The following is a 19,458-nucleotide window of genomic DNA, read 5'->3' as shown; positions in this document are numbered from 1 at the left end:
CATGCAGGAAACCGTACTTAACAAAATTGTTCGGGACAAAGCGGTATGGCTGGCGGAACGTCAACGGCAGCAACCGCTGGAGACGTTCCAGAGCCAGATAACATTGTCCACCCGCAGCTTTTATCACGCGTTGCAGGGCACCCGAACGGTCTTTATCCTTGAATGTAAGAAAGCCTCGCCATCTAAAGGGCTGATTCGGGAAGATTTTGATCCGGCAACCATCGCCGGGATTTACCGACACTACGCTTCCGCAGTATCGGTGCTGACCGACGAGAAATATTTTCAGGGTAGTTTTGATTTTCTGCCCATAGTCAGTGCCGCCATCACCCAACCGGTGCTGTGCAAAGATTTCATCATCGATCCTTATCAAATCTACCTGGCCCGTTTCTACCAGGCCGATGCTATCTTGTTGATGCTTTCGGTGCTGAATGATGAGCAGTATCGCCAATTATCCGCCGTGGCGCACAGTCTGAACATGGGCGTACTGACTGAAGTCATCAGCGATGAAGAACTGGAACGTGCCACTCGGCTGGGCGCAAAAGTGATCGGCATTAATAACCGCGACCTGCGCGACCTGTCCATTGACCTGGATCGTACGCGCCGCCTTGCGCCGAAAGTATCTCATGGCGTGACGGTGATCAGCGAATCAGGCATCAATAGCTATGCACAGGTACGAGAACTGAGCCACTTTGCTAATGGCTTCCTGATCGGCTCCGCACTGATGTCAGAAGACGATCTGGCCGCCGCTGTGCGCCGCGTTATTATCGGAGAAAACAAAGTTTGTGGCCTGACCCGTACGGAAGATGCGCGCTGCGCGCTTGAATCCGGCGCCATTTACGGCGGACTGATCTTTGCTGAAGGCTCCCCTCGCAAAGTAGGCATTGAGCAAGCCAGGGCGATAATCGCCGCAGCGGCACTGAAGTATGTTGGCGTATTTCGCAATCATACTATAGGTGACATTGTCACAATTACCCAACAACTGCAACTCCATGCGGTACAGCTTCATGGCGATGAAGACCAGACATTTGTGACTGAACTACGCCGTCAACTGCCCACCGGGGTGAAAATCTGGAAGGCGTTCAGTATTAAAGATACCCTGCCGGTCCGTCACTGGCAGCATGTGGACCGCTACCTGTTTGATAATGGCAATGGCGGCAGCGGCAAACGCTTTGACTGGTCCCTACTCAATGGTCAACAACTGGATAATGTCCTGCTGGCAGGCGGTCTGGGAGCAGATAATTGTGTTGAAGCCGCCCAACTGGGCTGTGCCGGTTTGGATTTCAATTCTGGCGTGGAAACGGCCCCTGGGATCAAAGATGCCTCGAAGATTGCCTCAGTCTTTCAAACGCTGAAGGCGTACTGACCGACCGGTGCCGCCGTGTCGGCACCGTCTAGCGAAAAGAGAAGTGATATGACTTTACTCAACCCCTATTTTGGTGAATTTGGCGGTATGTATGTGCCGCAGATCCTGATGCCAGCCCTGCGCCAGTTGGAAGAAGCCTTCGTCAGCGCTCAGCGCGATCCGGCGTTTCAGGCCGAGTTTACCGACCTGCTGCAAAACTATGCTGGCCGCCCGACAGCGTTGACCCAGTGTAAGAATCTGACCAAAGGCACTCGTACTCGCCTTTATCTGAAGCGTGAAGATCTGCTACACGGCGGCGCGCACAAAACCAACCAGGTACTGGGCCAGGCTCTGCTGGCAAAACGCATGGGCAAAACGGAGATCATCGCCGAGACCGGCGCTGGCCAGCATGGTGTGGCGTCCGCGCTCGCCAGTGCGTTGCTGGGCCTGAAGTGCCGCATTTATATGGGGGCTAAAGACATTGAGCGCCAGTCCCCCAATGTTTTCAGGATGCGGCTGATGGGTGCGGAAGTTATTCCCGTGCACAGCGGGTCATCGACGCTGAAGGATGCCTGTAACGAAGCGCTGCGTGACTGGTCCGGCAGCTATGAAACCGCCCACTACATGTTAGGTACCGCGGCTGGCCCCCATCCGTTCCCAACCATTGTGCGTGAATTTCAACGCATGATCGGTGAAGAGACCAAAGAACAGATCCTGGCGCGAGAAGGCCGTCTGCCTGATGCCGTCATCGCCTGTGTCGGCGGGGGCTCCAATGCTATCGGCATGTTTGCCGACTTTATCGATGAACCTTCCGTTGGTCTGATTGGCGTTGAGCCCGCTGGCCACGGCATTGAAACTGGTGAGCATGGCGCGCCATTGAAACATGGTCGTGTGGGGATCTATTTCGGCATGAAATCGCCGATGATGCAGACGAAAGACGGTCAGATTGAAGAATCCTACTCTATTTCTGCCGGTCTGGACTTCCCGTCAGTGGGACCACAACACGCGTATCTGAACAGTACCGGCCGCGCGGACTATGTTTCGGTTACCGATGATGAAGCACTCGATGCCTTCAAAACACTCAGCCGCAGTGAGGGGATTATCCCGGCGCTGGAATCGTCCCATGCGCTGGCCCATGCATTGAAAATGATGCGGGCGGCACCGGAAAAAGATCAATTACTGGTGGTTAACCTTTCCGGGCGAGGCGATAAAGATATTTTCACCGTTCACGACATTCTGACCGCTAAGGGAGAAATTTGATGGAACGTTATGATCAGCTTTTTAAACGCCTGAAAGATCGCAAAGAAGGCGCATTCGTTCCTTTCGTCACGCTGGGCGATCCTTCTCCTGAGCTTTCACTGCAAATTATTGATGCACTGGTCGCCGGCGGTGCTGATGCGCTGGAACTGGGCATTCCCTTCTCTGATCCGCTGGCCGATGGTCCGACTATTCAGAACGCTAATCTGCGCGCTTTTGCGGCAGGCGTGACACCGTCACAATGCTTCGAGATGCTGGCGACCATCCGGCAGAAATACCCGGAAATACCCATCGGCCTGCTGATGTATGCTAACCTGGTCTTCTCTAACGGCATCGACAATTTCTATGCCCGTTGTCAGTCTGCAGGGGTGGATTCAGTACTGGTTGCTGATGTACCGGTTGAGGAATCGGCTCCGTTCCGTCAGTCAGCGATGCGCCATGGTATTGCACCAATATTCATCTGCCCACCGAATGCCGATGATGATTTGCTACGTGAAATTGCTTCCCATGGCCGCGGCTACACTTATCTGCTCTCACGATCTGGCGTGACCGGGGCCGAAACCCGCGGTGAAAGCCTGTCATTGCAACATCTGGTGACCAAACTGCGTGAATACAATGCCGCTCCGCCGATCCAGGGCTTTGGTATCTCCGAGCCGGACCAGGTGAAAGAGGCCCTGGCTGCCGGGGCTTCCGGAGCGATTTCCGGCTCGGCTATCGTCAAAATCATCGAGAAAAATCACCACAATCCATCGGTAATGCTGGCCGCATTGCAGACGTTTGTCTCCGCGCTTAAAGCTGCCACTCGTTAATCCCCCGCATGATGCCTTACTTTTCTGGTAAGGCATTATTTTAAAAATCTTTTTACTATTATTATATTGCGAATTTTTCACTCAGGACTAAGATTCTTCTACCAAATGTTTTGTAATCACGGCGAAAGCCAATCGACTATAACAGGGAGAAATACAATGAAGTTGATGAGAATCCTGACCGGCATGGTTATTGCGGCAGTAGTGGCTCTTTCGGTCAGCGCTTGCGCACCTGGGCCGACCAAAGAAGGTACCGGTGGCTACATTGATGACACTGTGATTACCACCAAAGTAAAAGCTGAATTGCTGAAAGACGCTACGCTCAAATCGACAGAGATCAACGTTGAAACATTTAAAGGTCGCGTACAACTGAGCGGTTTTGTCAGTTCATCACAAATGGCTAGTCGTGCCGTTTCCATCACGCGTAACGTCAAAGGCGTGACCTCGGTTATCAACAATATGCAGATCAAGTAATTTCTAAATAAACAGAAAAGGCGCGGAACCGCGCCTTTTTTATCTCATGACATCCGATCAGAAACGGTAACCCGCGCCAAAGAAGAACACAAACGGGTTGATATTCGTATCAATGCTCTGGCGGCTCTCGCCCGCGTTGAAGCGTACTTTGGTGTCAATGTCCATGTACCACAGTGAAGCGTTCAGCATCCAGTCTGGCGTTAACTGGTAATCCAGCCCCACCTGCCCAGCCACACCCCAGGAGTTTTTCACACTAAGATTACTCAGTCCCGCATCGCGGCCGGTCTGGTTGAAATCCGAGTTATAGAACATCGTGTAATTAATACCGACACCGACATAGGGCTGCCATTTGCTGGTATTGCCCATAAAATACCACTGCGCCATTAAGGTCGGCGGCAACTGATGCACCGTCGCCAGAGTGCCGGTAGCGTCCAGACCGACTTTATGACGAAAAGGCGTCGCCCCCAGCAGTTCAATACCGATATTATCGGTCGCCATATAGGTAAAGGTCAGACCCAGTTGAGTATTGTTACTGACATCAAACTCGCCCAACCCCAGAACATTATCAGACCCACCGGTAGGACGCACGGTGGCGGTTCCCGCACGGATGAAAAAATCGCCCGCCTGATGGGCGGAAGCGATCCCTGGTAACAGAGTCGCAACTGCCAGTGCCAATGCTTTGAATTTCATAACCACTCCTCTGTAATTATATTTAAGCGCTCGTTATATTTAAGCACTTTTACACTACGGTGAATTTTATCTGCGCTATCTTTACCCTTATTTGCAGAAAGATCATGTAAATCATTTCTTTTAAAGTTCTTAAAAAACAATGAATTGATTTAGATCAAATTTTGCCGTTGCGTAAACGCATAATTTGTACTTGTGCCCCCCGGGGCACCAGCCTATGTTAACGATCTCCCATAATGTGATTTTGGTTCGATGCCTCAGGGGGGGCGGGTAATCAGATGAGCGAAAACCTCAATTCTTGTCTCAACTGCGGCGCTTGCTGCGCTCATTTTCGTGTTTCGTTTTATTGGGCAGAAGCCGATGATGGCGGCGGATGGGTCCCGACAGCGTTAACCGAACCGCTGAACCTGTTTATGCGCAATATGCGGGGAACCAATACTCGCTCGTCCCGTTGTGTGGCGCTGGAAGGCGAAATCGGCCAATGTGTTTCCTGTGGAATTTATGCACAACGACCGACACCCTGTCGAGAGTTCACGCCTTCTGGCGAGGGTGGCGTACGTAACGAGGCCTGTGACCGCGCCAGAGCGCATTATGGTCTTCCCCCGTTATTTGAACCGATCACCTCATCTTTAATCGAAAGTTATGCAAGTCAGGGTGCCAGGTTAGCGTCAGACCATGTACAATCACCGGATCGCTAATTCCAGTTTTTCAAGGAGTGTACATGTCTTTCACGGCAGGTTCTTTATACCGTGACACGGGAAATTTTTTTCGTCATCAGTTGATCACTATCGTGCTGATTTCACTACTGACTTCATTTATTACCGTCTTGATCGGTCACGCGCTGACGCCCGATGCCGATCAACTTTCTATTCTTGCTGACGGCGGCAGTGACTCCGGCATGAGCCTGCTGGAAATGGTGCAAAATATGTCACCAGACCAGCAGCGCATCCTGCTGCGCGCTTCTGCTGCCGGTACCTTTGCTTCACTGGTCGGCAACACCCTGCTGCTGGGTGCCATGTTAAGTCTGATACCGATGGTTTCTGCCGGCCAGCGCGTCAGTGCGCTACACGCCATTGGGACCTCTGCCCCACGGCTGCCCCGCCTGCTGCTGTTGGTCTTTATTATGACGCTGGTGGTGCAATTGGGTTTCATGGTACTGGTTGTTCCGGGGATCATTCTCGCTATCGTTCTGGCCCTGGCGCCGATTATCCTCACCACCGAACAAACCGGTATCTTCGCGGCAATGCGCCTCAGTATGCGTCTGGTGTGGGGACAAATGAAGGTTGTCGCACCTGGCGTGGCTGTCTGGCTACTGGCGAAGATTGCGGTATTACTGCTGGCATCGTCATTGACCGTACTACCGGCTAATGTCGCGTCGGTAGCAATGAACGCCGTGAGTAACCTCCTTTCAGCCATACTGATTATTTATCTTTATCGCCTGTATATGTTGTTACGTTAACCTGCGGTTGCGTGTCCTGAGGGGCACGCAGTGATAACCTGATATTTTGTATCCGTCTGGTATTTGGGATCCCTCATGAAACAATTGCTCGATTTCCTTCCACTCGTGGTCTTTTTCATTTTCTACAAACTGTACGATATCTTTGTCGCCTCCGGGGCGCTGATTGTGGCAACCGCACTGGCGCTGGGCGCCAGTTGGCTGCTGTTCCGTAAAGTTGAAAAAATGACCATCTTCACCTTCGTGTTGGTCGCGGTGTTCGGCACCCTGACGCTGGTATTCCACAATGATGAGTTCATCAAGTGGAAAGTCACCGTCATCTACTCACTGTTCGCACTGGCTTTACTGTTCAGCCAGTTCTGGATGAAACAGCCGTTGATCCAGAGCATGCTGGGAAAAGAGCTGCAACTGCCCGAATTTGCCTGGCGTAAGCTGAACATTGCCTGGGCGATATTCTTCCTCGCCTGCGGCCTGGCAAATATTTATGTCGCATTTTGGTTATCTCAGGCGTTTTGGGTTAATTTTAAAGTGTTTGGTCTGACAGGCCTGACGCTGCTCTTTACCCTTATCAGCGGTCTGTATATCTACCGTCTGATGCCACAACAAGAAGAAAAATAAATCATCGGGTCCGGCACCTGTCGGGCTTATCTTTAAATTCCTGGAAGCAAGACAATGAACGACGATAAAAACAGACTCCCGCAGGGTGAGATGGTACTGCGAACCCTGGCCATGCCTGCCGACACCAATGCCAATGGTGATATTTTTGGTGGTTGGCTGATGTCGCAGATGGATATGGGGGGCGCGATCCTGGCAAAAGAAATTGCTGGAGGACGTGTGGTTACTGTACGAGCTGATGGCATGACGTTTCTTAAACCGGTTGCCGTCGGGGATGTAGTGAGTTGTCATGCCCGCTGCATTCGTACCGGCAGCAGTTCAATCACTATCAATGTCGAAGTGTGGATTAAGAAAGTCGCTTCCGAGCCGCTCGGACAACATTACTGTACGACCGAAGCGGTGTTTATCTACGTCGCGGTGGACGCTAACGGCAAATCCCGCCCGCTGCCTCCGGAGAAAAGCCATTTTCAGGCCGATGTGCAGAACTGAAAAGCGCATTTTATCGCTATAAAGGATACTTCTCTGAAGTCAACAGACGCTGAGCATGATAGACCGGGCACCAGTCAGGAACTGCGCGCCATGCAAGACAATGTTTGTTCTTTGATGCCCGGACTGCATTCTCCCGATACTTTTCTACATCCTCTTTCTTGCACCGCCTCCCCCCTTGTCTGACGTTTTGCGAGAGGAAGCCGCTATCGCGTTATTCAATGCTGGAACCACCGTTGATTTTGAAGACGATGCTCATCGTTAAATCTTTCCCTGGCTTACCAGACTGATAACGCCATGTCTTCATCGCCGTTCTCACTGCACGCTCAAACATATTACGCGGCTCGGCTGAGAGAATACGGATATTATCGACCTGACCAGAACTGTCCACGTCGAACTGCACCCGCACCCGCCCTTCTATCCGCAATGCAGAAGCCCGGGCCGGATAGGTGGGTTTAGTCACATGCAGCGCCTTCGGTCCGGTTGAAGCCGCAGAGGCCGGTGCGGGTGTTGATGACGTTTGCGGCGCGGTAGACGGTTTATCTGCGGTGGCAGTCTTATCGTCTTTAAACAGCGTGGTCTGACGCGGTTCCGTATGCGGCTTCAACTCTTTTTTCGGTTTTACCGCTTCCTTTTTCAGCGGCTTCGGTTTCGGCCGGGGTTTTGGTAGCGGTTTAGGGATAACGACTGGCTCCGCTTTGGGTGGCTCTGGTTCTGGTTCTGGTTCTGGTTGTGGTTCCGGCTCTGATTTAGGTTCAGGGACCGGCTCGGCCGCGGGCTGAGGTGCAGCCTGTGGCTCTGGTTGCACCTCTGGCGCCACCAGCGAAACACTCATGGGCTGAGACGCTTTAGGCACTTCAGCAACCTGGTGAAAAGAAGCATAAAGTATTCCCCCTATCACCACCGCATGCAGCCCAATAGAGAACAGCACCGGCAGCGAAACATGGCGGGGTAAAGAATTTTCGGTCAGCGTCGTCATAATCTTTCTGCTGTAAGTATTGAAGCGTGATTTTAAATGCAAATAGCAATCAGTTTCAATAACTACCCTGCATGAGTCAGTCTGTTTCCGTCAAAAAATTTCCCAAAACTATCGGAAGCAAAACCTGGCTATCTTTCGTTTGCAGAATCCTTAATGATGACTTAACGTGATGGACAAATCTTACTGACCCGACAGGAGTTATAAACGTGCTCTACGTAATTTATGCAGAAGATAATGCCGACTCACTGGAAAAGCGTACTGCCGTACGCCCTGCTCATCTCGCACGTCTGCAATTACTGCGAGATGAAGGCCGTCTGATCGTTGCGGGCCCGATGCCCACCGTAGACAGTAATGACCCTGGCGCGGCTGGCTTCAGCGGTTCGACAATCATTGCCGAGTTCCCATCGCTGGAGGCGGCGCAATCCTGGGCGCAGGATGACCCGTATATCGCGGCGGGCGTTTATAAGCAGGTCACCGTTAAGCCGTTCAAACGAACATTCTGATACCAGGCTAAACTGTTTAAAATCAGCGCATTGGAGAAGTGTGCAAAAAAAACACCTGCACATAATTAAGCACACTTGATTCCTGGTCATCCAGGAAGCCATCGCTGAACTTAAACACCACATAATGAGCAAAAAAAGGGTCAATTCTGTAATGAGCGATGGGAACCCAATAGAGATAAAAATAATGCCGATCGTATGACCGGCATGTATTTGTCGTTACATCCGACAGAATTACATTTGTACCAGGTTTTTGATTTTCACGTCTGGATTGACGTCAGCATCATAATCCACGCCTGGCAGGCCGAAACCAAACAGCTGCATGAATTCCGTTTTATAACCACTGAAATCAGTGAGTTCATGCAGATTTTCATTGGTCACCGTCGGCCACAGTCTGACCACCTCATCCTGTACGTCTGACTTCAGCTCTTTATAGTCCGCACGCAGACGACCGGCATCATCCAGAATCGGCGAGGCGCCATACAGACTGTCTTTGAACAAGCCATAAACCTGTTCAATACAACCTTCGTGTGTGCCTTTCTCTTTCATCACTTTGAACAACAGTGACAGATACAGCGGCATCACCGGGATCGCTGAACTGGCCTGGGTCACCACTGCTTTCAGTACTGCAACGCGCGCATCGCCGCCTTTTTCGGCCAGCGTCTCGCGAAGGGTCAGTACGCGCTTGTCCAGATCCTTTTTCGCTTCACCGATTGAACCGTTCCAGTAGATATCGTGAGTGATCTGCTCGCCCAAATAGGTAAAGGCGGTGGTCTTCGCTCCGTCAGCCAACACCCCGGCCTCTTTCAGCGCGTCAATCCACATTTGCCAGTCTTCACCGCCCATCACCGCCACCGTACCTTCGATCTCTTCCTGGCTGGCAGGCTCCAGCGTGATGTCAGTGATCGTCTCTTTATCCGTGTTCAGACCACGGGTAGTCAGGGTCTTACCCACGGGTTTCAGGGTAGAGTTAAACACTTCACCGGTTTTCGGATGAGTACGGCGCGGCGCGGCCAGGCTGTACACCACCAGATCAACCTGCCCTAAATCCTGTTTAATCAGTTCAATCGTTCGCTGCTTCACTTCATCAGAGTAAGCGTCGCCGTTGATGCTTTTTGCATACAGTCCTTTCGCTTCAGCAAACTCGGTAAACGCCGCAGAGTTATACCAGCCAGCGGTAGCGGGTTTGTTTTCTTCGCCTGGACGCTCAAAGAACACACCCAACGTAGCGGCACCGCAACCAAAGGCCGCGGAAATACGGGCTGCCATGCCGTAACCGGTAGAAGCGCCAATCACCAGCACTTTTTTCGGACCATGGGGGATCTGTCCATGCTGAGTGACGTACTCGATCTGTTTTTCAACGTTAGCTTTGCAACCCGCCGGATGGGCAGTAACACAGATGAAGCCACGGATACGTGGTTTAATAATCATGTCGACCTCAATTGAAACTGTCTCAGTAAATACGGGCAACAGAATACCTGCTTGCGACGATTCAGGCAAAGATGAGCGTTGTTTCTCCCCCGCTTCCACCATTCAAACCGTCTTTTTGCACATTCTTCATCCATTTTCCCACTGTAGCCGTTGCTGCCAGCGAGCATCATGGTAAAAGCCGCTCCTGGCGATTGATTGTCGCCCGACCATGAGCGCCGACGCCGCAACTGTGGCTGAATTTGATCGCATTCAAAGTTTTGCAAAATAATACCAACACCATTGATATGCACTTTATCTGCATAAAAAATATGAAAAGCGAGATTATCTCTGGCGCGCAGGGACTCATTGGCGCAATTCATTACTCTTCCTGTCCCCTTTTTGCAGAACTTAACATTGATTTAATATATTAAACACATAATTTTAATGATAGATTCAGCCGTGCATTAGTCATATGAACTCACAATACGTCTTATTTCCAGCATATATAACTAACTAAATAAAGGTTTGTTATGAACAAGCTATCCTACGTTTCCGACAGCAGCACAACCGCATGGTCAACTTATTTGCAACAAATCGACCGTGTCGCTCCCTATCTGGGTGATCTTGCCCGCTGGATAGAGACTCTCCGGCATCCCAAACGCGCGCTGATTGTTGATATTCCATTACAAATGGACGACGGTTCCATCCGTCACTTTGAAGGTTTCCGTGTTCAACACAATCTTTCTCGTGGGCCAGGTAAAGGCGGTATTCGCTATCATCCGAATGTTGACCTGAACGAAGTCATGGCGCTTTCCGCCTGGATGACCATTAAATGCGCGGCAGTGAATCTGCCTTATGGCGGTGCCAAAGGCGGTATTCGCGTTGATCCCTTTACGCTTTCAGAAAGTGAGCTTGAACGGCTGACCCGTCGCTACACCAGTGAAATTGGCGTAATCATCGGACCGCAGAAGGATATTCCGGCCCCCGATGTTGGTACCAATAGCAAAGTGATGGCGTGGATGATGGACACCTATTCCATGAACCACGGCACCACCGTCACCGGCGTGGTAACGGGCAAACCGGTCCATCTCGGCGGGTCGCTGGGCCGGGAGAAAGCCACCGGACGCGGAGTCTTTGTCACTGGCTGCGAAGTAGCACGCCGTTTGGGCATTGAGATTGCGGACAGCAGAGTCGCGCTGCAAGGATACGGTAATGTGGGTAGCGAGGCCGCACGACTGTTTGTCGCTACCGGCGCGCGTGTGGTGGCTGTCCAGGACCATTCTGCCACGCTGTTTAACGCCAGTGGCATTGATCTGCCGGCCCTGTCCGCATGGCAAGCCCGGCACAAGAAAATAGCCGGATTCAACGGCGCCGAAGAGATTGCCAGCGACGCATTCTGGCACGTACAAATGGATATATTGATCCCGGCGGCGCTGGAAGGCCAGATTACCCGCGAACGCGCAGAGAAGCTGAGCTGCAAGTTGGTGCTGGAAGGTGCAAACGGCCCAACCTATCCGGAAGCTGACGATGTACTCAGCGCACGCGGCATCACCGTCGTACCAGATGTTATCTGCAATGCTGGCGGTGTGACGGTCAGTTACTTCGAATGGGTGCAGGACATGGCCAGTTTTTTCTGGAGCGAGAATGAAATCAACCAGCGAATGGACAAGCTCATGACTGACGCGATGGTCCACATTTGGGACAAGGCCAGAGAAAAAGAGTGCAGCCTGCGTACCGCCGCTTATATCGTGGCCTGCGAGCGTATTCTGCTGGCACGGAAAGATCGCGGAATTTATCCAGGTTAACGCTTTTTAGTAAAGAGCGGACGGAAATATGTCGTCCGCTCTCCATCACCACGGCAAGACGGCTACATTTTGCCGATAAACAGGGAGACCAGCCCCGCCGCAATCAACGGCCCGACCGGTACGCCACGAAACAGTGAGACGCCGATAATCGTGCCGATCAACAAACCGCCAACCACCGTAGGTTGCGAACTCATCAGATTCACGCCACGGCCACCCACCCAGGAAACAAAGATCCCCACCGCAATAGCGAGCAGTGACTTCCAGTTCATAAAAGAATGCATCAACGTGCTGGTTGGGATCGCGCCGCTGGCGATCGGGGCCATGACGCCAATGGTCAGGATGATGATCCCCAGCGTCACTCCCTGCTTTTCAATCCAGGGAAAGAGGCTGTTGAGCGGCGTCATTCGCACCACGATCAACACCAGCAACGCAATAGCGACGGTCAAATTATGACTGAAGTAACTCAGCGCGGCCAGAAACAGCAGAATAAACAGTGTCAGGTCGAACATGATTTTTCCCACAGGTGTAGGGGTAACTTATTGGTCCTACACCTTAAAACGGTTTCTTACTCTACTCTAGTATTTTTAACACTATTAATATTGCCATTGCCGCTCAGTAAATAGCCTCAATTGCCATCTGCAGGCTGACCGAGGGCCCCGTCAGCACCGCCAGAGTACTGTTAATATATTTTTCCGCCCCCGCCATAGAGAGCTGTGCCAGCACAATACAGCCCAGAGGAGATTCAGGACGCTGTTGAATGTAACGGGCAATTTCACGGTGATACCCGGCGATATCGTTATTATTGAACCAGGCCCAGGCACGCGGAACCAGCTCAACACAGAGTCGCTCCGCGGGAATAAAGGCACTGAAAAGGCGAGTGGTCATTGCCATACTGGCATCCGAGGTGCAAAGCACCAGGATCGGGCCATGATAACGGGAAGCCAATTTAGCCAGAGACACATCAACCCGCAGCACCGGCTTGCTGAACTGCGTCGCATCCCATGCCACTTCGCCGAGCGTCGTGCTGCTAACAATCACGGCATCCGCATGCTGGCACATCTCCACAAGGATCTGTTGGATGCTTGCGGCAACGGCAGGCATCACCTTCTGGCCCTCTATTGCACCGGCCAGCAATTCGCTTTCCACACGATGTAGCAACTGGATACCGTCATAATCCAGTGCACGCAACGCCTCTTCAAACACCGCAATACTGCTTTTTGTCGTATGCAAGCACGCTATCGTCTCCATCCTGGTCTCTCCGGCAGGGGTATACTGACACTGTGACAAATTCCCTGGATTTTGCCAACTTATCCGCCGACAAAAATTGCAAATGTTTCACTGATCAATAACCAAAATAGTGCACCGCCCCATCTTGATGCAGCATTTTTTTGAAACACTCGTTTCATCATCCCAAAATTCCCACCAGCATGGCACTTTTGATTCATAAGAAACTGGTATGGAAATTGCTTCATTGTTAATGCGCTCGACAGGAGAAATAGTTCATAAATCCAACAGGAGAAACAAATGAAAGCACTAATCATCGGATCAGGTATGGGTGGCATGTGTACCGCAATCGCCTTACAGCGTTTTGGTATCGACACAGAGGTTTTCGAAGCAATAAAAGAGATCAAACCGGTTGGCGCGGCGCTTTCTCTCTGGCCCAACGGCGTCAAATGCCTCAACTTTCTTGGTCTGAAAGAACAAATTCGCGCACTCGGCGGTACAATGCGCTCGATGGCCTACAACGATTTTCAGCATGGGAAGGCCCTCACGCAATTTAGTCTTGATCCGCTGGTGGCAACCACTGGCGAGCGTCCTTATCCGGTCGCCCGCGCTGAGTTGCAGGCGATGCTAATAGATAATTATGGCCGTGAAAAAGTGCAATTTGGTAAACGCCTGGTGGCGGTCGAACAGAATGAAAACGGCGTCACCGCCAGCTTCGAGGACGGCAGTAAAGCTCATGGCGATTTGCTGATCGCCTGTGACGGCACCCATTCCATCGTACGCCGCTATGTGCTGGGTTATACGGCTGAACGCCGTTATGCAGGCTATGTGAACTGGAATGGTCTGGTGACGATCGACGAAAGCATCGCCCCGGCGCAACAATGGACCACCTTTGTTGGCGAGGGCAAGCGTGTCTCAGTGATGCCAGTGGCGGGTAATCGCTTCTATTTCTTCTTTGATGTGCCGCTGCCACTCGGACTGGCGGAAGATCGCAGTACGTTGCGTAATGATCTGAAACGCTACTTCAGCGGTTGGGCAGAGCCGGTACAAAGACTGATTGATCAGCTCAATCCAGACACCACTAACCGAGTGGAAATCCACGACATCGAGCCGTTTGCGCAGTTGGTAAAAGGCCGCGTTGCGTTACTGGGCGATGCCGCCCACAGTACCACACCGGATATCGGTCAGGGCGGTTGCGCCGCAATGGAAGATGCCGTCGTGCTGGCGAACGAGCTACAGATCAATTCGCTGGGGATTGAAGACGCCCTGCTGCGTTACCAGCATAAACGCGCCGATCGAGTTAAAGATCTGGTGCTGAAGGCCCGTAAGCGCTGCGACGTGACGCACGGCAAAGAGAAGGCGGTGACGGAACAATGGTATGAAGAGCTGAAAAGTGAAACCGGTGAACACATCATCAATGGTATGTGCCACACCATTCAGGGTGGACCGCTGTCCTGATAAAAACGGGGGAGTCATCCCCCGTGATACCTTGCCGCGGGTTCCGTCGCGTTGCTCAATGACTCACGCCTCTTTCAGCCCCCGGTTAATCAGCATCGGCTCAATTTCCGGGTCGTGACCGCGCCAGTCAGCATAGCATTTTTTCAGATCTTCACTGTTGCCGCGTGACAGGATCCTGTCGCGATAAATTTGACCATTCTCACGGTTCAATCCTCCCCGTTCGCGGAACCATTCGAAGCCGTCATCGGCCAGCATTTGCGTCCACAGATAGGCGTAATAACCCGAGGCATAGCCGCCTCCCCAGATGTGTTGAAAATAACTGGAGCGATAACGCGGCGGCACTTCAGCCAGGTCAACGCCTTCTGCCTGTAAGGCGTTTTTCTCGATGCTGTCGACATCCGGCATCGCCTCACCTGCCGCCAGACTGTGCCAGTGCATATCCAGTAGCGCGGCGGCAAGCAGCTCGGTCATATCATAACCTTTGTTAAATTTACTGGCTTTGATGATTTTCTCGTGCAGCGCCGCAGGCAGGGGTTCGCCAGTTTGATAGTGGCGGGCAAAGTTTCGAAAGACCTGCGGATCGCTGGCCCAATGCTCATTGCACTGAGAAGGAAATTCAACAAAATCGCGCGGCGTTTCAGTGCCAGACAGGCTGGGGTAACGCTGTTCAGCAAACAGACCGTGCAGCGTGTGGCCAAATTCATGGAACAGCGTGATAACATCATCCCAGGAGAGCAACGCGGGTTGGCCGGCTGGCGGCTTACTAAAGTTACAGACGTTGTAGATAACCGGCCGGGTGCCTAACAAGGTCGATTGCCCAACAAAATTGCCCATCCAGGCTCCGCCGCCTTTGTTATCACGGCTGAAAAAATCGGCATAGAACAGCGCCATTGGCGTGCCATCGTGGTCGATTATCTCATACACCCGCACCTCCGGATGATAGACCGGGATATCGGAACGCGATTTAAAAGTGATACCGAACAACTGCGTGGCGGCATAAAACACCCCGTTTTCCAGCGCGCTGTTAAGCTCAAAATAAGGCGTGATCTGGCTATCATCCAGCGCGTACTTCGCTTTACGCACCTGTTCGGCATAAAACAGCCAGTCCCATGGCGCAAGCCTGAATCCGCCCTGCTGATCATCGATAATTTGCTGAATATCAGCCGCTTCGCGCCTGGCTCGCGCAGTCGCCGCCGGAACGATTTCCCGCATAAAGGACAGAGCAGCCTGTGGCGTCTTCGCCATTTGATCCTGCAAATTCCAGTGCGCAAAGCTGTCAAATCCCAGCAGTTGCGCCTGACGAGCACGTACGCTGGCCAGCTGAGCAATCAGACTACGGGTATCATTATCATCGTTTTTTTCCGCCCGCCGCCAGGCCTGGCTGAATAACGTTTCACGCGTTTTACGCTCACAGAGATCCTGCAATGCGGGTTGCTGGGTCGTGTTTTGCAACACAAGCAGCCATTTCCCCTGTAGCCCTTTCTCGCTGGCTGCCTGCGCGGCCGCATCAAGTTCCGCAGTGCTCAGTCCGGCCAATACGGCCGGATCGTCCACGGACAGTCCGCCCGATTTAGTGGCGGCCAGCAGTCGATGGGTGAATTGGGTGCTCAGGCTTGCTGCCTGTTGGTTGAGGATTTTCAACTGGGCCTTCTGCTGCTCATTCAGGCTGGCCCCGGCCAACTGAAAACGCTGCCAGGTGATCGCCATCAACCGCTGAGACTCGGCATCCAGTGGCAAACTATCGCGTTGCCGCCAGACTGTGTTCAGGCGGGCGAACAGTCTGGCATTCAGCATGATATCGTCTTCCAGCCCGGTCAGTTTCGGGGCCATTTCTTCATCCAGCGCTTGCAACGCCTCACTGGAATTGGCCGCCGTCATCGCGCTAAAAACGTTTTCGACACGCCTCAGCATCTGACCACACAGCTCCAGAGCCTGATAAGTATTTTCAAACGTTGGCGCGTCCGGGTTATCAGCTATGCGGTGCACTTCTTCACGCTTTTGCCGCATTCCTTCTTCCAGTGCGGAGCGGTAATCATTTGTGCTAATTTTATCGAACGGCGGCGCCTGAAAAGGCAAAACAGATGGCTGGCTGAATGGATGGGTAGGCATGTTATATCTCCTTATCTGAGCCACACTTCAGCACAGGAAGGCGAGCGACGCAAGCCAGCCCCTGCCTGGCGACATGTCGGATTCCGTCAACCAGGAGAGAGACACAGTAAATAAGGGATTAGAGCTTATCAAGCAGTAGATCAATAACTACTTTTCCTTCAGCATCTTTTTGGATAACCCGGTAGCTCACGCGATATGAACGCCGGTTGCTCAATTTATCAAATAGCGTGACGGATCCTTTCCGCTCTCCTGTTTTTCCAATAATTTCCCATTCGGTAATATCTTCCTGGCCTCGATTGTGCAAAGAAACACGTTGTAACTGCTGAAGACGATCTTCAACATCAATATTTATATGATCACGCAACATATATTCAATCTCCCGATAGCTTTTTTACTATAAACTTTTCATTTATCTTTTCAATCGAAAATATTTATCGACTTGAGCGGATGCCACCCGTTCGCAGAGCGAGTTAGATCAAGATATGTCCAGGGGAAATTGAGTAAAAAAAACAACTAAATAAACTTTTGCCGCCGTTTACCCCTCAAATCAGGCGTAAACGGCAACACTGATGATAATTATGAGCGGATCAGATAATCAAACGCACTCAGGGATGCTTTTGCGCCTTCACCGCTGGCAATGATAATTTGCTTATAAGGAACCGTAGTGCAGTCACCCGCCGCGAAGATACCTTTCACACTCGTTTCACATTTGGCGTCAATGATAATCTCGCCCATACGGTTACGCTCAATCGCCCCTTCCAGCCAGTTGGTATTAGGTAACAGGCCAATCTGCACAAAGATGCCGGCAACCGCAATATGCTGGGTGGCACCGCTAACGCGATCCAGATAATCAACGCCCGTTACTCTGCTGCCATCGCCCTTCACTTCGGTGGTTTGCGCGTTAAGGATGATGTCGACATTGCTCAACTGGCGCACTTTATTCTGCAATACCTGATCGGCTTTCATTTCCGCAGCGAATTCCAGCAACGTGACGTGTTCCACGATACCGGCTAAATCAATGGCCGCTTCTACCCCAGAATTACCGCCGCCAATGACTGCGACACGCTTACCTTTAAACAACGGTCCATCACAGTGAGGACAATAGGTCACGCCACGAGTACGGTATTCTTCTTCACCCGGCACATTCATGTTGCGCCAGCGAGCACCGGTGGCGATGATCAAACTGCGGGCCTTTAGCACCGCGCCGGACGCGGTTTCAATCTGGTGCAAGCCGCCTTCAGTTATAGCCGGAGTCAGTTTGGCCGCACTCTGCGTATCAATAACATCAATAGCGTAATCATCAACGTGTGCTTTCAACGCGCCGGCCAGTTTCGCCCCTTCAGTCCTGGGAACGGAGATGTAGTTTTCGATATCGACAGTATCCAGTATCTGGCCACCAAATCGTTCACCCATCAAACCCGTACGGATCCCTTTACGTGCCGAGTAAATAGCGGCAGACGCGCCTGCCGGACCACTGCCGATAACCAGCACATCATAAGCATCACGCGCACTCAGTTCCTCAGCCGCGCGCTTATCAGCATTCACATCTATCTTGCTGACGATTTCCGCCAACGTCAGACGTCCCTGAGCAAACGCCTTACCATTGAGGAACACCGCCGGAACCCCCATGATATTGCGTTCGTTGATCTCGTTCTGGAATAGCGCCCCGTCAATTGCGGTGTGCTTCACGCCAGGATTAAGGATAGCCATCAGATTGAGTGCCTGAACGACATCCGGGCAGTTATGGCAGGAAAGCGAATAATAGGTTTCAAAATGGAACGCCCCTTGCAGAGCGCTTACCTGCGCCAGCAGTTCCTGCGCCTCTTTTGCGGGGTGCCCACCGCTCTGCAACAAAGCCAGCACCAGTGAGGTAAATTCATGACCCAGCGGCGAACCAGCAAAACGCGGTCCCTGCTCTGAGCCGGGATTGGTTATCAGGAAAGAAGGTTTGCGCACCTGACGATCATTTTGTTCGCTGTAGCTGACTTTTGGTGACAGATCCGCTATCTGCAACAACAATTCACGGATCTCAGCCGACGCTTTGCTATCGTCCAGTGTCGCAATCAGTTCAACCGGCTTAGTGAGTTTTTCCAGATAAGCCTGTAACTGGGTTTTCATATTATTGTCGAGCATAAGCTACTCCCGGAAAAAAAACGGATGCAGCGCATCCGTGAATGTTGTACTGAAAATGTGATACAAGCTTAGATTTTACCGACCAGGTCCAGAGAGGGGGCCAGGGTAGCGTCGCCTTCTTTCCATTTTGCCGGGCAAACTTCGCCAGGATGCGATGCCACATACTGCGCGGCTTTCACTTTACGCAGCAGGTCGGAGGCGTCACGGCCGATGCCTTCTGCCGTCACTTCAATCGCCTGGATAATCCCCTGAGGGTCAACGATGAAAGTACCGCGATCAGCCAGACCTTCGTCTTCACGCAGGTTGTCGAAGTTGCGGGTCAGCGTACCGGTTGGATCGCCGATCATCGCGTATTTTATTTTGGCGATAGTTTCAGAGCTGCTATGCCACGCTTTGTGGGTGAAATGGGTATCGGTAGAAACAGAGTAGATATCGACGCCCAGCTTCTGAAATTCCTCGTAGTGATCGGCCACATCACCTAATTCGGTTGGGCACACGAAGGTAAAGTCAGCCGGATAGAAGAAGAAAACACTCCAGCGGCCTTCAGTATCTTTTTCGGTTACTTCGATGAATTGACCATCTTTAAAAGCCTGGTTTTTGAATGGCTTAATCTTAGTGTTAATCAGGGACATGGTTTTTCCTCCGTTGGTTTTGGAAGATAAACTAATCAAAAACAGGCCCCCGAACCAATTTCTTAAACATATCAAATCAATCAGT

21 protein-coding genes are annotated in these 19,458 nt (G+C 51.8%); 11 read left to right on the top strand and 10 right to left on the bottom strand.

What is annotated here, in order from left to right:
- The first annotated feature begins 1 nt into the window (after position 1).
- The 4 genes from trpCF to EH228_RS00730 all read left to right on the top strand — a co-directional run bounded on the left by trpCF (position 2) and on the right by EH228_RS00730 (position 3,879).
- Positions 2–1,363, top strand: a complete 1,362-nt coding sequence (trpCF, locus tag EH228_RS00745; RefSeq protein ID WP_152319792.1) for a bifunctional indole-3-glycerol-phosphate synthase TrpC/phosphoribosylanthranilate isomerase TrpF — start codon at positions 2–4, stop codon at positions 1,361–1,363.
- A gap of 48 nt (positions 1,364–1,411) precedes the next feature.
- A complete protein-coding gene (trpB, locus tag EH228_RS00740) occupies positions 1,412–2,602 on the top strand; it encodes a tryptophan synthase subunit beta (protein ID WP_152319791.1) in 1,191 nt (396 codons plus the stop codon).
- Positions 2,602–3,408, top strand: coding sequence for a tryptophan synthase subunit alpha (gene trpA / locus EH228_RS00735; protein WP_152319790.1), 807 nt, complete (start codon positions 2,602–2,604; stop codon positions 3,406–3,408). Before trpB ends, trpA begins: the two co-directional genes overlap by 1 nt.
- A 156-nt stretch (positions 3,409–3,564) precedes the next feature.
- Positions 3,565–3,879 carry a BON domain-containing protein gene (locus EH228_RS00730; RefSeq protein ID WP_152319789.1) on the top strand — a complete coding sequence of 105 codons (315 nt, stop codon included), beginning with the start codon at positions 3,565–3,567 and terminating at the stop codon, positions 3,877–3,879.
- A 57-nt stretch (positions 3,880–3,936) separates the two neighbouring features.
- Here EH228_RS00730 and ompW read toward each other — a convergent pair whose 3' ends face one another.
- Positions 3,937–4,569 carry an outer membrane protein OmpW gene (ompW, locus tag EH228_RS00725; protein ID WP_152319788.1) on the bottom strand — a complete coding sequence of 211 codons (633 nt, stop codon included), beginning with the start codon at positions 4,567–4,569 and terminating at the stop codon, positions 3,937–3,939.
- 275 nt (positions 4,570–4,844) lie between these two features.
- Between ompW and EH228_RS00720 the strand changes: the two genes are divergently transcribed.
- The 4 genes from EH228_RS00720 (at position 4,845) to yciA (ending at position 7,126) form a co-directional block, all read left to right on the top strand.
- Complete coding sequence (locus EH228_RS00720; RefSeq protein ID WP_152319787.1) at positions 4,845–5,264, top strand: YkgJ family cysteine cluster protein; 420 nt, start codon at positions 4,845–4,847, stop codon at positions 5,262–5,264.
- Between the two features lie 23 nt (positions 5,265–5,287).
- The gene (locus EH228_RS00715) at positions 5,288–6,025 is read left to right on the top strand and encodes a YciC family protein (RefSeq protein ID WP_152319786.1); all 738 of its coding nucleotides are present in this window, start codon (positions 5,288–5,290) and stop codon (positions 6,023–6,025) included.
- 75 nt (positions 6,026–6,100) lie between these two features.
- A complete protein-coding gene (locus EH228_RS00710; protein ID WP_152319785.1) occupies positions 6,101–6,640 on the top strand; it encodes a septation protein A in 540 nt (179 codons plus the stop codon).
- A 54-nt stretch (positions 6,641–6,694) separates the two neighbouring features.
- Positions 6,695–7,126: an acyl-CoA thioester hydrolase YciA gene (gene yciA, locus EH228_RS00705; protein ID WP_152319784.1), complete on the top strand. Its 432-nt coding sequence runs from the start codon at positions 6,695–6,697 to the stop codon at positions 7,124–7,126.
- A 211-nt stretch (positions 7,127–7,337) separates the two neighbouring features.
- On the opposite strand, the gene tonB is transcribed toward yciA, so the two are convergent.
- Positions 7,338–8,102 carry a TonB system transport protein TonB gene (tonB, locus tag EH228_RS00700; protein WP_152319783.1) on the bottom strand — a complete coding sequence of 255 codons (765 nt, stop codon included), beginning with the start codon at positions 8,100–8,102 and terminating at the stop codon, positions 7,338–7,340.
- 206 nt (positions 8,103–8,308) lie between these two features.
- Between tonB and EH228_RS00695 the strand changes: the two genes are divergently transcribed.
- Positions 8,309–8,605, top strand: a complete 297-nt coding sequence (locus EH228_RS00695) for a YciI family protein (protein ID WP_152319782.1) — start codon at positions 8,309–8,311, stop codon at positions 8,603–8,605.
- Between the two features lie 231 nt (positions 8,606–8,836).
- Here EH228_RS00695 and fabV read toward each other — a convergent pair whose 3' ends face one another.
- Positions 8,837–10,033 (bottom strand): enoyl-ACP reductase FabV, encoded by a 1,197-nt coding sequence (gene fabV / locus EH228_RS00690; protein WP_152319781.1) that lies wholly within the window; start codon positions 10,031–10,033, stop codon positions 8,837–8,839.
- Positions 10,030–10,392 (bottom strand): hypothetical protein, encoded by a 363-nt coding sequence (locus tag EH228_RS00685; RefSeq protein WP_152319780.1) that lies wholly within the window; start codon positions 10,390–10,392, stop codon positions 10,030–10,032. Before EH228_RS00685 ends, fabV begins: the two co-directional genes overlap by 4 nt.
- Positions 10,393–10,542: 150 nt before the next feature.
- Here EH228_RS00685 and EH228_RS00680 point away from each other — a divergent pair, with 150 nt between their 5' ends.
- Positions 10,543–11,817, top strand: a complete 1,275-nt coding sequence (locus tag EH228_RS00680) for a Glu/Leu/Phe/Val family dehydrogenase (RefSeq protein WP_152319779.1) — start codon at positions 10,543–10,545, stop codon at positions 11,815–11,817.
- A 62-nt stretch (positions 11,818–11,879) separates the two neighbouring features.
- Here the strand turns inward: EH228_RS00680 and EH228_RS00675 are convergent, their stop codons facing one another.
- The gene (locus tag EH228_RS00675; protein ID WP_152319778.1) at positions 11,880–12,326 is read right to left on the bottom strand and encodes a DUF441 domain-containing protein; all 447 of its coding nucleotides are present in this window, start codon (positions 12,324–12,326) and stop codon (positions 11,880–11,882) included.
- Between the two features lie 103 nt (positions 12,327–12,429).
- The gene (locus tag EH228_RS00670) at positions 12,430–13,065 is read right to left on the bottom strand and encodes a hypothetical protein (protein WP_152319777.1); all 636 of its coding nucleotides are present in this window, start codon (positions 13,063–13,065) and stop codon (positions 12,430–12,432) included.
- Positions 13,066–13,341: 276 nt separating this feature from the next.
- On the opposite strand from EH228_RS00670, the gene hpxO reads away from it, so the two are divergent.
- The gene (gene hpxO, locus EH228_RS00665) at positions 13,342–14,499 is read left to right on the top strand and encodes an FAD-dependent urate hydroxylase HpxO (protein ID WP_152319776.1); all 1,158 of its coding nucleotides are present in this window, start codon (positions 13,342–13,344) and stop codon (positions 14,497–14,499) included.
- A gap of 63 nt (positions 14,500–14,562) precedes the next feature.
- On the opposite strand, the gene dcp is transcribed toward hpxO, so the two are convergent.
- The 4 genes from dcp to ahpC all read right to left on the bottom strand — a co-directional run bounded on the left by dcp (position 14,563) and on the right by ahpC (position 19,373).
- Positions 14,563–16,608: a peptidyl-dipeptidase Dcp gene (gene dcp / locus EH228_RS00660; RefSeq protein ID WP_152319775.1), complete on the bottom strand. Its 2,046-nt coding sequence runs from the start codon at positions 16,606–16,608 to the stop codon at positions 14,563–14,565.
- Positions 16,609–16,726: 118 nt separating this feature from the next.
- Complete coding sequence (locus EH228_RS00655) at positions 16,727–16,975, bottom strand: hypothetical protein (protein WP_152319774.1); 249 nt, start codon at positions 16,973–16,975, stop codon at positions 16,727–16,729.
- 209 nt (positions 16,976–17,184) lie between these two features.
- The gene (ahpF, locus tag EH228_RS00650; RefSeq protein ID WP_152319773.1) at positions 17,185–18,741 is read right to left on the bottom strand and encodes an alkyl hydroperoxide reductase subunit F; all 1,557 of its coding nucleotides are present in this window, start codon (positions 18,739–18,741) and stop codon (positions 17,185–17,187) included.
- A gap of 68 nt (positions 18,742–18,809) precedes the next feature.
- The gene (gene ahpC / locus EH228_RS00645; protein ID WP_152319772.1) at positions 18,810–19,373 is read right to left on the bottom strand and encodes an alkyl hydroperoxide reductase subunit C; all 564 of its coding nucleotides are present in this window, start codon (positions 19,371–19,373) and stop codon (positions 18,810–18,812) included.
- Positions 19,374–19,458 lie beyond the last annotated feature (85 nt).

This window comes from Erwinia endophytica (assembly GCF_009295515.1).
Taxonomy (GTDB): domain Bacteria; phylum Pseudomonadota; class Gammaproteobacteria; order Enterobacterales; family Enterobacteriaceae; genus Erwinia; species Erwinia endophytica.
Note: the sequence above shows the minus strand (reverse complement) of the source record. Positions and strands in the feature narration are given on the sequence as shown.